The sequence below is a fragment of the Streptomyces sp. C36 genome (assembly GCF_040932295.1).
GTDB lineage: Bacteria > Actinomycetota > Actinomycetes > Streptomycetales > Streptomycetaceae > Streptomyces > Streptomyces triculaminicus.
Map to the genome: position 1 here is coordinate 521,460 of NZ_JBFQGI010000002.1, position 14,902 is coordinate 536,361.

Genomic DNA, 14,902 nt, shown 5'->3' on the forward strand with positions numbered 1-14,902 from the left:
AAGCTTCCGACGACCCAGTCTGAAACTTGTTCTAGATTAGCGCGACCCGTTACGCTCCGGCGGAACAGCCAGCGAGAAGGAGGCCGGAGTGACCGCTGAGGCCACGGAGGCATCGCTCACGCGAGACCGCAGCCTCCGGGACGAGGGCGGCAGCGGCGACGGCGACCGTCCCCTGCGCATCGCGTTGCTCACCTACAAGGGCAACCCCTTCTGTGGCGGTCAGGGCGTCTACGTACGCCACCTCTCGCGCGAACTCGCCCGGCTCGGCCACAGCGTCGAGGTCATCGGCTCCCAGCCCTACCCGGTGCTGGACGACGACGCCGACGCGGCCCCCGGCTCGCTGCGTCTGACCGAGCTGCCCAGCCTCGACCTCTACCGCCAGCCCGACCCCTTCCGCACGCCCCGGCGCGAGGAGTTCCGCGACTGGATCGACGCGCTGGAGGTCGGCACCATGTGGGCCGGCCGCTTCCCCGAGCCGCTGACCTTCAGCCTGCGCGCCCGCCGCCATCTGGCCGCGCGCCGGGGACAGTTCGACGTCATCCACGACAACCAGACCCTCGGCTACGGCCTCCTCGGTGGCCCCGGCGTCCTCGGCGCCCCGCTGGTCACCACCATCCACCACCCCATCACCGTCGACCGGCAGCTGGAGCTCGACGCCGCCGAGGACTGGAAGCGCCGCGCCGCCGTGCGCCGCTGGTACGCGTTCACCACGATGCAGAAACGTGTCGCCCGGCGGCTGCCGTCCGTGCTGACCGTCTCCGGCTCCTCCCGCCAGGAGATCGCCGAACACCTCGGCGTGCGGCGGAGCCGCATCCACGTCGTCCACATCGGCGCCGACACCGGCCTCTTCTCGCCGGATCCGGCCGTCCCGGAGAAGCCGGGCCGCATCGTCACCACCTCCAGCGCCGACGTGCCGCTCAAGGGTCTGGTGCACCTCGTCGACGCGCTCGCCAAGGTCCGCGCCGACAACCCCGACGCCCACCTGGTCGTCGTCGGCAAGCGCGCCGAGGACGGCCCGGTCGCCTCGGCCATCCGGCGCCACGGCCTCGAGGGCGCCGTCGAGTTCGTCAAGGGCATCAGCGACGCCGAGCTCGTCGACCTCGTCCGCTCGGCCCAGGTCGCCTGCGTGCCGTCCCTGTACGAGGGCTTCTCCCTGCCGGCCGCCGAAGCCATGGCCACGGGCACGCCGCTGGTGGCCACCACCGGCGGCGCCATCCCCGAGGTCGCCGGCCCCGACGGCGAGACCTGCCTGGCCGTCCCCCCGGGCGACCCCGACGCGCTGGCCGCCGCCCTGGGACGGTTGCTGGGCGACTCCGGCCTGCGGCGCCGCCTGGGGGCGGCGGGGCGTGAGCGCGTACTGGCCAGGTTCACCTGGCGGCAGGCGGCGATCGGGACGGTGGAGCACTACCGCCGGGCGGTCGCCCACCGGGCAGCGGGCCGGCTGGGCACCGCCGGATGACGCCGCTGGGGGCCGCTCGCCGTCGAGCAGTACGGCACGGGCGGTACCGAACCGGCCGTAACCCGAACCGCATCCGCATCCCGAACCCGGACGAAAGTAAAAACCCGTGCTGACCGTCGATTTCTCCCGCTTCCCGCTCGCCGCCGGCGACCGTGTCCTCGATCTGGGGTGCGGCGCGGGGCGGCACGCCTTCGAGTGCTACCGGCGCGGCGCCCGGGTCGTCGCCCTCGACCGCAACGCCGAGGAGATCCGCGAGGTCGCCAAGTGGTTCGCCGCCATGAAGGAGGCCGGCGAGGCCCCCGAGGGAGCCACCGCCACGGCCATGGAGGGTGACGCCCTCGCCCTGCCGTTCCCCGACGACAGCTTCGACGTCGTCATCATCTCCGAGGTCATGGAGCACATCCCGGACGACAAGGGCGTGCTCGCCGAGATGGTGCGCGTGCTCAAGCCCGGCGGCCGCATAGCGATCACCGTCCCGCGCTACGGCCCGGAGAAGATCTGCTGGGCGCTCAGCGACGCCTACCACGAGGTCGAGGGCGGCCACATCCGCATCTACAAGGCCGACGAGCTGCTGGGGAAGATGGAGGAGGCCGGCCTCGAGCCCTACGGCACCCACCACGCGCACGGCCTGCACAGCCCGTACTGGTGGCTCAAGTGCGCGTTCGGCGTCGACAACGACAAGGCGCTGCCGGTGCGCGCGTACCACAAGCTGCTGGTCTGGGACATCATGAAGAAGCCCGCCGCCACCCGCGTCGCCGAGCAGCTCCTCAACCCCGTCATCGGCAAGAGCTTCGTGGCCTACGCCACCAAGCCGCACCTGCCCGCGGGCGCCGCCGAATGACCGCGTTCAGCCGGGGCCCCGGCCGCACCGAACGCCTCGTCCTGCCCGGCGTCCTCACCGCCGAGCAGGCCGCGGGCACCGTGGCCGGCATCGCCGCCGTCCAGCGCCCGGACGGCGCCATCCCGTGGTTCAGGGGCCACCACCTCGACCCCTGGGACCACGTCGAGGCCGCCATGGCCCTCGACGCCGCCGGCGAACACGCCCGCGCCGAGGCCGCCTACCGCTGGCTCGCCGACCACCAGAACCCGGACGGCTCGTGGTACGCCGCGTACGCCGACGGCGACGCCGACGAGCCCACCGACCTCTCCCGCGAGACCAACTTCGTCGCCTACGTCGCCGTCGGCGTCTGGCACCACTACCTCTCCACCGGCGACGACGCCTTCCTCGACCGCATGTGGCCGACCGTCTACGCGGCCGTCGAGTTCGTCCTGGCGCTCCAGCAGCCCGGCGGCCAGATCGGCTGGAAGCGGGAGTCGCCCGAGGACGGCGGCCGCGACGTCGCCGACGCCCTGCTGACCGGCTCCTCCTCCATCCACCAGGCCCTGCGCTGCGCCCTGGCCATCGCCGAGCACCGCGAGGAGCCCCAGCCGGACTGGGAGCTGGCGGTGGGCCTGCTGGGCCACGCGATACGCCACCACCCCGAGCGGTTCCTGGACAAGAGCCGCTACTCCATGGACTGGTACTACCCCGTCCTCGGCGGCGCCCTGACCGGCCCGGCGGCCAAGGAGCGCATCGAGGAGCACTGGGACGACTTCGTCGTGCCCGGCCTCGGCGTCCGCTGCGTGCTGCCCAACCCCTGGGTGACGGGCGGCGAGAGCTGCGAACTGGCCCTCGCGCTGTGGGTGATGGGCGAGTCCGACCGGGCCGTGGAGATCCTCCAGTGGATCCAGCACCTGCGCGCCGAGAACGGCATGTACTGGACGGGCTACGTCTTCGAGGACGAGGCCGTCTGGCCGGAGGAGCTCACCACCTGGACGGCCGGCTCCCTGCTGCTGGCCGTGGCGGCGCTCGGGGGCGACGAGGCGACCACCGCCGTCTTCGGCGGCGAGCGGCTGCCGGCCGGCCTGGAGCCGGAGTGCCCGTGCGGCGGATCGGGCCAGGGGCCCTCGGCCTGCCGCCGGTGACGGACGACGACGCGTCGGCCCGGTGACGGGCGGTGGGCACGGGCCGTGGGGCACGGGCCGCGGGGCGGTGGGGCGTAAATCACCCGCCGCCCCGGCGGCCGTAAACCTAAGGTGACGTCATGACCCTTCTGAGCCACGAGCGTTACTGCCGAGAGATCATCGTCCAGAACGACCTGGTGCGCGCCGCACTGCGCGGCGCGGACCTCTCCGCGACCGTTCCGACCTGCCCCGACTGGACGCTCACCCAGCTCGCGCTGCACCTGTCCAGCGCCCACCGCGGCGTCGCGGAGATCGTGCGCAACCGCGTCACCGAGTTCACCGTGCCGAACGAGGTCCCCGGAACCGAGGGCGACGGGTCCTGGGACGCCGACCGGCTCGACGCCTGGCTCGCCGAGGGCGCGCGGATGGTGGCGGAGGCCCTGACCGAGGCCGGGCCGGACGTCCATGTGTGGACCTTCGGACGCGAGCAGAACACCGCCTTCTGGGCGCGTCGGATGACGCACGAGACGGCGATGCACCGCGCCGACGCCTTCGCGGCCGTCGGCGCCGACTACACGCTCGACGCGGACGTCGCCGCCGACTGCCTCGACGAGTGGCTCGAGATCATCAGCACTCCCCAGGCCCTCGCGTTCAAGCCGGAGCTGGCCGAGATGGCGGCCCCCGGCCGCACGCTGCACCTGCACGCCACGGACACGGACGCCGGCCTGAACGCCGAGTGGCTCATCGACTCCACCACCGCCCCCCTCACCTGGCGCCGGGCGCACGAGAAGGCCGCCGTCGCCGTGCGCGGCCCGATGAGCGACGTCCTGCGGGTCGTCTACCGCCGCCTGCCGGCGGACGGCCCCGGCGTCGAGGTCCTCGGCGACCGCGGGGTCCTCGACGCATGGCTGGAGAAGGCCTCCTTCTGACGGCCCTTCAAGGCGTTCGCCCTACGCGTTGAGGTCGGCCAGCACGCGCAGGGTGGCGGGGTCCGGCGCCGTGACGAGGAGATCGGTGACCGGGCCCGCGCGCCACATCTCCAGCCGCTCGGCGAGGCGTTCGCGCGGCCCGACGAGGGAGATCTCGTCGGCGAAGGCGTCCGGCACGGCCTCGACGGCCTCGTCCCGGCGCCCGGCCAGGAAGAGCTCCTGGACGCGGCGCGCCTGGCTCTCGTACCCCATGCGTCCCATCAGGTCGGCGTGGAAGTTGCGGGCGGCGTGGCCCATGCCGCCGATGTAGAGGGCGAGCATCGTCTTCACCGGCCGCAGCCCCTCGGCCGGGTCCGCGCACAGGCGCGCCTGGACCATGGGAGCCACCATGAAGCCCTCGGGCGTGCCCGCCAGCGCCCGCTCGTACAGGTACGTGCGCGTCGGCGACCAGTACAGCGGCAGCCAGCCGTCCGCGATGCGCGCGGTCTGGGCGACGTTGCGGGGGCCCTCGGCGCCGAGCAGCACGGGCAGGCCGGGGCGCAGGGGGTGGGTGATGGACCGCAGTGGCTTGCCGAGCCCGCTCGCGCCGGGTCCGTCGTAGGGCAGCGGGTGGAAGCGGCCGTCGAGGGTCACGGGCGCCTCGCGCCGCAGCACCTGGCGGACGATGTCCACGTACTCCCGGGTCGCCGTCAGCGGGCTCTGCGGGAACGGGCGTCCGTACCAGCCCTCCACGACCTGCGGGCCCGACAGGCCGAGTCCGAGCAGCAACCGGCCGCCGGAGAGGTGGTCGAGGGTGAGGGCGTGCATGGCCGTGGCGGTGGGCGAGCGGGCCGCCATCTGGGCCACCGCGGTGCCGAGCGCGATGCGGCCGGTGTGGGCGGCGATCCACGCCAGGGGGGTGAAGGCGTCGGAGCCCCAGGACTCGGAGGTCCACACGGAGTGGTAGCCGAGCCGTTCGGCCTCCCGGGCGAGGTCCAGGTGGCGGGCGTCGGGCCGGCGGCCCCAGTAGCCGAGCGCGAGACCGAGCCGCATGGCGGACCTCCCGTCCATAGCTGACTGCGCGTCAGATGGAGGGACCGTAGGCCCGCGCTCGCCGGCCCGGCAAGAGGGCGAGGGGGCCGGTGATACGACGGCGGCCCGCCGGGATGAACCCGGCGGGCCGCCGTACGGGAAGCGGGGCGTCGCTCAGCCGCGCTGGATGCCCGTGGTGTCCTGCAGGACGCCGCGGCGGCCGTCCTGCGTCTGCGCGATGAGCGCCGGACCGCGCTGGTCCACCGCCAGGTACCACGTGCCGGGCGCGAGCTCGGCGATCGGGGTGGGGGAGCCGTCCTCGGCGTAGAGGGGACGGTTCACCGGCACCGCGAACCAGAACGGCGTGAAGTCGCCGCCGGCCGCGGGCTGGGCCGAGGCCTCCGGCTGCGGGGCGGGGGCGCCGCCGTCCACCTGCGGCTGGACCTGCGTCGGGCCGGGCTGGCCCGGCTGGGCGCCGTAGGGCTGGGGGGCCGGCTGCGCGCCGTACGGGGACGGGGCGGCGGGCTGCTGCATGCCGGCCTGGCCGGGGTAGCCGTAGCCCTGCTGCTGCGGGGCGCCGTACGGGGACGGGGCCTGCGGGGCGGCCATCAGCGGGGCCTTGAGCGCGGGGGTGCGCGGGGTGAGCACGGCGACCGCGGCCAGCACCAGGTTGGCGATCAGCGCCAGGATCTGGCCGACGCCCGGGGAGACGGCGTCGACGTCCGGGCCGCCGAAGATCGTCCACAGCGAGGACCACGCGGCCGACACGGCGAGGACGGTGCCCCACGCGTCGAGGCCGAGGCCGAGGACCTTGCGTCCCTCGGGCTGGAAGCGCGCGGCGACGATCAGCGCGGCGGCGACGATCCCGGCGAGGAAGATCGACGGCAGTACGGGGAAGAGTTCAGGCTTCCAGCCGATCGGCTCCTTGGGGCAGCCGATCGAGTTCTGCCCGCAGTCGTACGAGCGGAAGCTGAGGAACGAGGCGATGAACAGCAACACCGCTGCTCCGATCACCCCGCCGTCGCCTCGAGTGAGGGAGCGGATGTTCACCTAAAATCCTTTGTCAGTGCTGTCAGTAATCGTCGCTGTCGCCGGACGCGAGATGCCGGGGCGCGCGGGCGCGGGGGTGGCGGCCACCCATCGTACGGTGAACCTATCGCCTGGCCGCCCTGGGCGTCTTCTTCGTATCACCCTCGTGACATCGGCCGTGGCCTGCCGGTACTTACCCGTGCAGGAAGTCCGTAATGCCGTTCGCGATACCTTGCGCCGCCTTTTCGCGCCATGACTCGTCGGTGAGCTGCGCGGCGTCCTGCGCGTCGCGCATATTGCCGCATTCGATGAAAACCTTGGGAATCGTCGAGAGATTGAGGCCGCCCAGATCACCGCGCGTGTCCAGGCCGCTGCCCTCACCGATGTAATTGGAGGGCGCACTTCCGGTTGACTCGACGAACTTCCCCGCGACCCGCGCCCCCAACTCCTTCGACGGGCCGACGATGGACGAGGTGTCCGCCGCGCCGCCGTGCACGGATGCGGGCAGGATCACATGGAATCCGCGCTGGCCGGGAGCCGCACCGTCCGCGTGGAGGGAGACGGCCGCGTCGCCGTGCGCCTTGTTGCCGATGTCCGCCCGCTCGGTCACGCACGGCCCGAACGGCCGGTCGCCGTCGTGCGTCAGCACGACCTTGGCGCCGCGCTCCTGAAGGATCGTGCGGAGCCGGTGCGCGAGGTCGAGGCTGAAGGCCGCCTCCGTGTAACCGGAGTTGGTCTCGGTGCCGGTGGTGTCGCACTCCTTGTGGCCGGTGCCGATGTCGACCTGACGGTTGATCTCGGCGGTGTGCTCGTTGTTACGGGAGTTGTGACCGGGGTCGACGACGACGACCTTGCCCTTGAGCGGGCCGTCGGCGGCGGAGGAGTCCGCCGCCTCGGCCGAGGGCATGGGCGAGGCGGACGCGGACGCGGCGGCGGACGGCGACTGCGCCGCCTGCTCCGGCTCCGGTCGCCGCGTACGGTCCGCGGCGCCGGCCGAGGACGCGCCGGCCGCCGGAACGCCCTTGCCGGCGGCCCGCTCCTGCGCGCCGCCGTCCGAGCAGCCCGCCAGGCCGGCGGCCAGGAACAGCGCCGCCGCTCCGGCCGCGAGACGCCGGGTCATGTGGGTACTGCTGCCGTGGGACACGCGGGCGAGCCTAGCGTCGCCGCTCAGATCCCGAGACCCGTACGCCGCAGTACGCGCAGCGAGTGCGTCACCGAGACCTCCGTGAACGCCCCGGACGCGAGCGCCCGCAGATACACGCGGTAGGGGGCCTGGCCGCCGTCGGCGGGGTCGGGGAAGACGTCGTGGACGACCAGCAGCCCGTCCGGCGCCACGTGCGGCGCCCACCCCTCGTAGTCGGCGGTGGCGTGCTCGTCGGTGTGCCCGCCGTCGATGAACACCAGCCCCAGCGGCGCCCGCCACACGGAGGCGGCCTGCGGGGAGCGCCCGACCATGGCGATGACGTGCTCCTCCAGCCCCGCCCGGTACAGCGTCCGGCGGAACGTCGGCAGCGTGTCCATCAGCCCCAGGCCCGGCGCGTCGTCCACGACCGACGGGTCGTGGTACTCCCACCCCGGCTGCTGCTCCTCGCTGCCGCGGTGGTGGTCGACGGTCACGGCCACGGTCCCGGCCGCGCGGGCGGCGTCGGCGAGCAGGATCGTCGAACGCCCGCAGTACGTGCCCACCTCCAGCAGCGGCAGCCCCAGCCGCCCCGCCTCCTCGGCGGCGGCGTGGAGGGCCAGGCCCTCGTCCAGCGGCATGAACCCCTTCGCCGCCTCGAAGGCGGTGAGTATCTCGGGCTTGGGCGCCATGGTCGTCCCCGTCCTGCACGTGCGTCGGCTGTGGCTTGGCAAGGACACATGCTGCCGTACGCGCTCCGGCGGGCCGTGGGCGGGGCGGCCGGGGCCGGGAGGTCCCGGCCCCGGGAAGCCTTACAGCCAGCCGTTCTGCCGTGCCGCGCGCACCGCCTCCATGCGGTTGCGGGTGCAGGTCTTGCCGATGGCCGCCGACAGGTAGTTGCGCACCGTCGCGGGGGAGAGGTGGACCTTCGCCGCGATGTCGGCGACGGTCGCGCCGTCCACCGCCGCGGCGAGGACGTCGCGCTCGCGCTGGGTCAGCGGGTTGGGGCCGGCGCTCAGGGCGGCGGCCGCCAGGGCCGGGTCGATGACGCGTTCGCCGGCCAGGACGCGGCGGATCGCGGCCGCCAGGTCCTCCACCGGGCCGTCCTTGACCAGGAAGCCCGAGGCGCCCGCCTCCATCGCGCGGCGCAGATAGCCGGGACGTCCGAAGGTGGTGAGGATCAGGACGCGGCAGCCGGGCAGCCGCGAGCGAAGGTCGGCGGCGGCGTCGAGGCCGCTGCGGCCGGGGAGTTCGATGTCGAGGAGGGCGACGTCCGGGCGGACCTCGAGCGCTTTGGGCAGGATCTCGTCGCCGTCGCCCACCTGGGCGACGATCTCCAGGTCCTCCTCCAGGCCGAGCAGCAGCGCCAGCGCGCCCCGCATCATCCCCTGGTCCTCGGCCAGCAACACCCTGGTCAGCTCGCTGTTCATGCGGCTCGCCCCTCCTCGTCGTTGTCGTCCACCGGAAGCTCCGCCACGAGCCGGAACCCGCGCCGTCCGTCCGGGCCGGAGGTCAGGGAGCCGCCCGCGGCGGCCAGACGCTCCGTCAATCCCTTGAGACCGTTGCCCCCCGCACCGGTCGCCCCCGGTGCCGACCCTATGCCGCGGCCGTCGTCGGTGATCTCCAGATGCACGCGGTCCGTCTCGCCCCGCACCTCGATCGCGCACCGCGCCGCCCCGCTGTGCCGTACGACGTTGGTGACCCCCTCGCGCACCACCCAGCCCAGCAGCGCCGACGTCTGGGGCGGCAGCACGGGCCCCGACTGGCGGATGTCCACGGTGATGCCGGACGCGTCGAGCACCGAACGGGCGCTCTCCAGCTCGGTCGTCAGGCCGCCGGCCCGGTAGCCGGTCACCGCCTCGCGTATCTCGGTCAGCGCCTGCCGGCCCACCGCCTCGATGTCGGCGGCCTGGCCCAGCGCCGCGTCCAGGTCGCGCGGCGCGAGCCGGCGCACCGCCTCCGCCTTCACCACGATCACCGACATGGTGTGGCCGAGCAGGTCGTGCAGGTCGCGGGAGAAGCGGAGCCGCTCGCGCTCGACGGCGGCCCGCGCCAGCTCCTCCCGGGTGGCGCGCAGTTCGGTGACCGTCTCGGACAGCCGCAGGACGGTCGCGGTCACCAGGCCGGACAGGACGGTCCCGTAGCCGGTGCCCATCGAGTCCTCCCAGCTGCCGTGGAAGCCGGCGATGACCCCGGACGACCCGGCGAAGGCGAGCACGGCGAAGCCGAGCAGCCGTTGGTCGCGCAGGCGTTCGCCGCGCAGGACGACGCCGGCGGCGAGCGAGAGGATGGGGAAGCACAGCATCCAGTCGCCGCCGTAGCCGATGGTCAGGGCGTAGGTGACCGCGGCGAGGCCGAGCAGGAGCAGGCGGGGCGTGCGCGTGCCGAGGCGCTCGCGCTCCAGGCCGAGCCAGACCGTGGCGATGTAGAGCCCGGCGAACGCGAGGACTCCCGCACCGCCGAGCCATGGCAGCGGCAACTCGCCGCACACGAGGTCCTGGACGTCGCCGGCGATCATGAACAGCCAGGGCACGAAGACGTACTTGCCCGGTGGCCTGTGGAGTGCGACGTCGTCCTCGGTGGCTTCCCGCCCCTGCTTCTTTCCCATGCCGGAAATCCTAGGAAGCCGAACGGGGCGTGGTCAGAAGCGATTGTCCCTGGCCATCCATGACATTTGTCTTCCCCCGTCATCGGAGATCGGCTATACACGGGGCCGTAGAACGCGTTCTAGTCGCCGGTCAGACAGGAGCACACCCCTCCATGCCCATCGACCCCGCCCGGGCCGTCGCCGCCGCGCCGCGGACCGTCCCCCTCGCCTGGGACCACAAGGACGTCCTGCTCTACCACCTCGGCGTCGGCGCCGGCACCCCCGCCACCGACCCCGCCGAACTGCGCTACACCCTGGAGAGCCGGCTCCACGTGCTGCCGTCCTTCGCCACCGTCGCCGGTGGCGGGACGGCCCTGGCCGGCGGACTGACCGCGCCCGGCATCGACGTCGACCTCGCCGCCGTGCTGCACGGCGGACAGTCCGTCACCGTCCACCGTCCCCTGCCCGTCCGCGCCACCGACGCCACCCAGACCTCGCGCGTCGCCGCCGTGTACGACAAGGGCAAGGCCGCCGTCATCGTGCTGCGCGCCGACGTCGCCGACCCCGACGGGCCGCTGTGGACGTGCGTCAGCCAGATCTTCGTCAAGGGCGAGGGCGGCTTCGGGGGCGAGCGCGGCCCCTCGGGCGGGCAGGAGCGGACGGAAACCCCCGCCACGCCGCCCGACGCCACCGCCGACCGCCCCCTGCGCGAGGACCAGGCCCTGCTCTACCGCCTCTCCGGGGACTGGAACCCCCTGCACGCCGACCCCGGGTTCGCCCGGCGCGCGGGCTTCGACAAGCCGATCCTGCACGGCCTGTGCACCTACGGCATCGCCCTCAAGGCGGTCGTCGACACCGTCCTGGACGGGGACGTCGCCCGCGTGCGCGCGTACTCCACCCGCTTCGCCGGCGTCGTGTATCCCGGCGAGACCCTGCGGGTGCGGATGTGGCGCGACACCCCCGGGCCCGGCCGGATCCAGCTGACCGCCACCGCCGTCGAGCGCGAGGACGCGCCGGTGCTGACCGACACGGTCGTCGAGTACGCGTAACCGTCCCAGGACCCCGCGAAGGGAGCTCCGTCATGCGCGCAGCCGTACAGCACAGGACCGGGCAGGAGGCGCTCGACGTCCTCGACGACGTCGAAGCCGTCGGGTTCGGCCCCGGCAAGGTCAGAATCCGTGTACGGGCCGCCGGCCTGTGCCACTCCGACCTGTCCGCGATGTCCGGCGTCCTCCCGCAGAACGCCCCCTTCGTCCCCGGCCACGAGGGCGCGGGCGTCGTCACCGAGGCCGGCCCGGGCGTCACCGAGGCCACCGGCCTCAAACAGGGCGACCGCGTCCTCGTCTGCTGGCTGCCGCCCTGCGGAAGCTGCGCCTCCTGCCGGCGCGGCCAGGGGCAGCTCTGCCTCGCCTCGCTCCGCAACTCCGGCGTCCCCAACTTCCGGCGCCGCACCACCGACCTCTACGGCTTCGCCGGCACCGGCACCTTCGCCGAGGAGATCGTCGTCGACGCCAACTGCGCCGTGCCGATCCCCGACGACGTGCCCTACGAGGTCGCCGCCCTCATCGGCTGCGGCGTCACCACCGGCCTCGGCGCCGCCCTCAACACCGCGCGGGTGGCGCCCGGTTCCACGGTCGCGGTCATCGGCTGCGGCGGCGTCGGCGTCTCCGTCATCCAGGGCGCCCGCGTCTGCGGCGCGGCGCAGATCGTCGCGGTCGACCCCGTGGAGGCACGCCGCGAGGCCGCCCTGCGCTTCGGGGCGACCGAGGCCGTCGCCCCGGAGGCGCTGGCCGACGCCAGGCTCAAGGTCACCGGCCGGGAGGGCTTCGACTACGTCTTCGAGGTCGTCGGAAAGTCCGTCACCGCCCGCACCGCCTACGAGGCCACCCGCCGCGGCGGCACCCTGTGCATCGTGGGCGCGGGCGCCCTGGACGACCACCTGAGCCTCAACATGTTCGAGCTGTTCTTCGACGAGAAGAAGATCCTGCCGTCCCTCTACGGCGGCGGCGACGTCCTGCGCTCCTACGAACGCGCCATCGCCCTGTGGCGGGCCGGCCGCGTCGACCTCGAGGGCCTGATCACCCACCGCGTCCCGCTCGCCCGCATCAACGACGCCATCGAGCAGATGCGCACGGGCGAGGCGCTGCGCACCTGGGTGACGATGTGACGCCGCTCCCGACGCCGCCGCCCCCGACGCCGCCCCCGGGAGAGAGCCCCGTCTCCCTGCGCGGCAGGACCGCCGTCGTCACCGGGGCCGGGCGGGGCCTGGGGAGGGCCGAGGCCCTCGAGCTCGCCCGTCTGGGCGCCGCCGTCGTCGTCAACGACCACGGCCGGCCCGGCCGCGACGGTTCGGGCGAGGCCTCGTCCGCCCCCGCCGAGGCGGTCGTCGAGGAGATCCGGGCGGCGGGCGGCCGGGCCATCGCCCACGTCGGGGACGTCGCCGACTTCGAGCAGGCCCGCGCCCTGGTCCGTACGGCCGTCGACACGTACGGCTCCCTCGACGTCCTGGTCAACAACGCCGGCATCCTGCGCGACCGCATGGTGTTCTCCATGGCCGAGGACGAATGGGACGCGGTCATCCGTGTGCACCTCAAAGGCCACTTCAACACCACGCGTTTCGCCGCGGCGCACTGGCGGGAGCGCTCCAAGGCCGCCGGGGGAGCCCCGGTGTACGGACGGATCGTCAACACCTCCTCGGAGGCGTTCCTGGCGGGCTCGGCCGGGCAGCCGAACTACGCGGCGGCCAAGGGCGGCATCGTCGGCCTCACCACCTCCACGGCGCACGCGCTGCGCAGGTACGGGGTGACGGTGAACGCGATCTGCCCGCGAGCGCGGACGCGGATGACCGAGGACGTCTTCGCCGCCGTCCCCGCCGGCGGCGGGGGAGACCCGCTCGCCCCCGAGCACGTCTCACCGCTGGTGGCCTACCTGGCGTCGCCAGCGGCGGGGGAGGTGACCGGCCAGGTCTTCGTCGCGCACGGCGGGATGGTGGCCGTCATCGGGCGGCCGACGGTGGCGGCGTGCTTCGAGGCGAAGGAGGAGCGCTTCGGCGTGGAGGAACTGGCGGCCGTCCTGACCCCTTATCACCTGGGGTGTCGGGACGAGGGTTTCGCGGTGCCTGAGGTGCTGGGGCTCAAACGCCGGACGGGCCCCTGAAGGAGCCCGTCCGGAGTGTGAGGTGCTGCGGTCAGTTCGCGTCGGCGCGGCGGTGCTTGCCGTGGGCGGGGGCGCGGTTCTCGTCCGGGGCGGCCGGACCGCGGTGCCTGCCGGCGCCGGCGGATGCGGCCTGGGCGGACGCCTCAAGGGGACGCGCCTCGGTCGTGTCGGTTCGGGCATCGGGCATGGGGAAAGTCACTCCGTGGGATGGGGATGCGTGCTCTGCGCGTCGGGGCCACGGCAGTGGCGCACGGCGTCACAGACATCACCAGACGTCAACACGCTTGCCACGCGCGACCGTTCCGCTCACCTCGGTTCACCCGGGTGCCCGTCCGGTACCGCTGCGCGACCCCCGGCCGAGTCTAACGGGACCTTGATCAACGGGCCACCCGCGCCCGATCGCGTGTCCGCGATGTCCCCCGTTATGACGTACGGGCGCAGGGCGCCTGCTGCAACGGCACCGGCCGGGGAGCCGGCACGGCCGCCGGCTCGCCCTCCTCCGGGTCCGCGGCGTCCTCGCACGCGGCGTCCTCCCCGGCCTCGCCCGGTACCACCGCGGTGCCGTCCTCCGACAGCCGCAGCCGGGCCAGGCCGCAGGGCACGCCGGGCGTGACGAACGGCAGCCGCAGCTCGCCGTCCGCCGTCCACAGCCCCGCGCCCGCCAGCCACCCCGCCGGCCCCTGGAACTGCTGCAGCCGCTTCCTCCCCGGCCGCCACACCCCCACCCAGCTGCCCGCCGCCCGGTCGACCCGGAACGCCACCGAGCAGCCCTCCGGCGACAGCCCCTGGCCCGGCTGCGCGGCGAACGGCGTCAGCGAGGCGTCCGGCGGCAGCAGGCACTCCGGGAAGCGCACCGGCCGGGCCGAGCCGAGCACGCCCCACCCCAGCCGGTCGACGCCGGGCGCGTCGGACCGTACGACCAGCAGGCCGCTGTCCGGCTCGGCCAGCAGCAGCCGGTCGTTGCTCTTCTCGGTGATCTGCAGCAGCGGGCCGGTCTCCCCGCCCCGGCCCAGGTCGACGACGACGGCCTTGGTCAGGCCCTCCAGCTCCCGGTCGAGCGCCAGCAGCCGGCCGGACCGATCAAGCCAGGCCCCGCCCTCGCAGTGCCCCGGCACCGTCGCCAGCAGCTCCGGCCCGCCCGCCCCGCCGTGGACGCGCCAGAGCGTGGTCTGCTCCTCGCCGTGCACGAGCGCGTACGCCGACGTGCCGTCGGGCGCGGGCGGCAGGAGGGACAGGTACGGGCACTCGATGGCGCCCAGCGGCAGCTCGCCCGTGCCGGGGCCGGCCGGATAGAGCAGGGAGAGGGCGTACCGCTCGGCCACCCGGCGGCGGATCAGCACCCGGCCGTCGGACAGCGGCAGGACCTCGCTGTCCGGCTCCTCGGGCTGGCCGCCGGGCAGCGACACGGCGTAGGGCTCGGGACCGTCGAGCGTCCAGCGCTCGGGGAACCAGCCGTCGGTGCCGTGGCCGAGGGCCAGCCAGGCGGCGTACGAGCCGTCGACAGTGACCGTGAACGCCGTACGTCTCATGTCCACCGGCGACGCGCCCCGGGAAGTGCTTTGCGGGGCGCTCTGGGTGTCATGGGGAGCACAGACCGTCATGAGAAACGTCACCTCCGGCACTGAACGTAGTTATCGCGCCTGCGGCTCAACCCTCCGACGCCCGCT

The 14,902-nt window shown here is 74.0% G+C and carries 15 protein-coding genes; 7 read left to right on the top strand and 8 right to left on the bottom strand.

Going from position 1 to position 14,902, the window contains the following annotated elements; genetic code table 11:
- Window positions 1–172: 172 nt before the first annotated feature.
- The 4 genes from AB4K12_RS07965 to AB4K12_RS07980 all read left to right on the top strand — a co-directional run bounded on the left by AB4K12_RS07965 (window position 173) and on the right by AB4K12_RS07980 (window position 4,332).
- Window positions 173–1,459, top strand: a complete 1,287-nt coding sequence (locus tag AB4K12_RS07965; protein ID WP_368433846.1) for a glycosyltransferase family 4 protein — start codon at window positions 173–175, stop codon at window positions 1,457–1,459.
- A gap of 106 nt (window positions 1,460–1,565) precedes the next feature.
- A complete protein-coding gene (locus AB4K12_RS07970; RefSeq protein ID WP_362261497.1) occupies window positions 1,566–2,300 on the top strand; it encodes a class I SAM-dependent methyltransferase in 735 nt (244 codons plus the stop codon).
- A complete protein-coding gene (locus AB4K12_RS07975; protein WP_368433524.1) occupies window positions 2,297–3,424 on the top strand; it encodes a prenyltransferase in 1,128 nt (375 codons plus the stop codon). Before AB4K12_RS07970 ends, AB4K12_RS07975 begins: the two co-directional genes overlap by 4 nt.
- 119 nt (window positions 3,425–3,543) lie before the next feature.
- A complete protein-coding gene (locus AB4K12_RS07980) occupies window positions 3,544–4,332 on the top strand; it encodes a maleylpyruvate isomerase family mycothiol-dependent enzyme (RefSeq protein ID WP_368433525.1) in 789 nt (262 codons plus the stop codon).
- A 21-nt stretch (window positions 4,333–4,353) separates the two neighbouring features.
- Here the strand turns inward: AB4K12_RS07980 and AB4K12_RS07985 are convergent, their stop codons facing one another.
- The 6 genes from AB4K12_RS07985 to AB4K12_RS08010 form a co-directional block, all read right to left on the bottom strand.
- A complete protein-coding gene (locus AB4K12_RS07985; RefSeq protein ID WP_368433526.1) occupies window positions 4,354–5,364 on the bottom strand; it encodes an LLM class F420-dependent oxidoreductase in 1,011 nt (336 codons plus the stop codon).
- A gap of 153 nt (window positions 5,365–5,517) precedes the next feature.
- On the bottom strand, window positions 5,518–6,393 hold the full coding sequence (locus tag AB4K12_RS07990) for a hypothetical protein (RefSeq protein WP_368433527.1): 876 nt from the start codon (window positions 6,391–6,393) through the stop codon (window positions 5,518–5,520).
- A 172-nt stretch (window positions 6,394–6,565) separates the two neighbouring features.
- On the bottom strand, window positions 6,566–7,492 hold the full coding sequence (locus AB4K12_RS07995; RefSeq protein ID WP_368433528.1) for an N-acetylmuramoyl-L-alanine amidase: 927 nt from the start codon (window positions 7,490–7,492) through the stop codon (window positions 6,566–6,568).
- Window positions 7,493–7,539: 47 nt separating this feature from the next.
- Window positions 7,540–8,184, bottom strand: a complete 645-nt coding sequence (locus tag AB4K12_RS08000; RefSeq protein WP_368433529.1) for a class I SAM-dependent methyltransferase — start codon at window positions 8,182–8,184, stop codon at window positions 7,540–7,542.
- A gap of 120 nt (window positions 8,185–8,304) precedes the next feature.
- Window positions 8,305–8,922, bottom strand: a complete 618-nt coding sequence (locus AB4K12_RS08005; protein WP_368433530.1) for a DNA-binding response regulator — start codon at window positions 8,920–8,922, stop codon at window positions 8,305–8,307.
- Window positions 8,919–10,100: a sensor histidine kinase gene (locus tag AB4K12_RS08010; protein WP_368433531.1), complete on the bottom strand. Its 1,182-nt coding sequence runs from the start codon at window positions 10,098–10,100 to the stop codon at window positions 8,919–8,921. The genes AB4K12_RS08005 and AB4K12_RS08010 overlap by 4 nt, the downstream gene beginning before the upstream one ends.
- 152 nt (window positions 10,101–10,252) lie before the next feature.
- Between AB4K12_RS08010 and AB4K12_RS08015 the strand changes: the two genes are divergently transcribed.
- From AB4K12_RS08015 to AB4K12_RS08025, 3 genes are read left to right on the top strand one after another with little or no spacing between them, the layout of a single operon-like run.
- Window positions 10,253–11,128 (top strand): MaoC/PaaZ C-terminal domain-containing protein, encoded by an 876-nt coding sequence (locus AB4K12_RS08015; RefSeq protein ID WP_368433532.1) that lies wholly within the window; start codon window positions 10,253–10,255, stop codon window positions 11,126–11,128.
- Window positions 11,129–11,160: 32 nt separating this feature from the next.
- On the top strand, window positions 11,161–12,246 hold the full coding sequence (locus AB4K12_RS08020) for a Zn-dependent alcohol dehydrogenase (RefSeq protein ID WP_368433533.1): 1,086 nt from the start codon (window positions 11,161–11,163) through the stop codon (window positions 12,244–12,246).
- A 56-nt stretch (window positions 12,247–12,302) separates the two neighbouring features.
- Window positions 12,303–13,235: a 3-oxoacyl-ACP reductase gene (locus AB4K12_RS08025; protein ID WP_368433847.1), complete on the top strand. Its 933-nt coding sequence runs from the start codon at window positions 12,303–12,305 to the stop codon at window positions 13,233–13,235.
- Between the two features lie 31 nt (window positions 13,236–13,266).
- On the opposite strand, the gene AB4K12_RS08030 is transcribed toward AB4K12_RS08025, so the two are convergent.
- Entirely contained in the window at window positions 13,267–13,422 is a 156-nt protein-coding gene (locus AB4K12_RS08030) for a hypothetical protein (RefSeq protein ID WP_179198861.1), read from the bottom strand.
- A 235-nt stretch (window positions 13,423–13,657) separates the two neighbouring features.
- Window positions 13,658–14,764 carry a hypothetical protein gene (locus tag AB4K12_RS08035; protein ID WP_368433534.1) on the bottom strand — a complete coding sequence of 369 codons (1,107 nt, stop codon included), beginning with the start codon at window positions 14,762–14,764 and terminating at the stop codon, window positions 13,658–13,660.
- Window positions 14,765–14,902 lie beyond the last annotated feature (138 nt).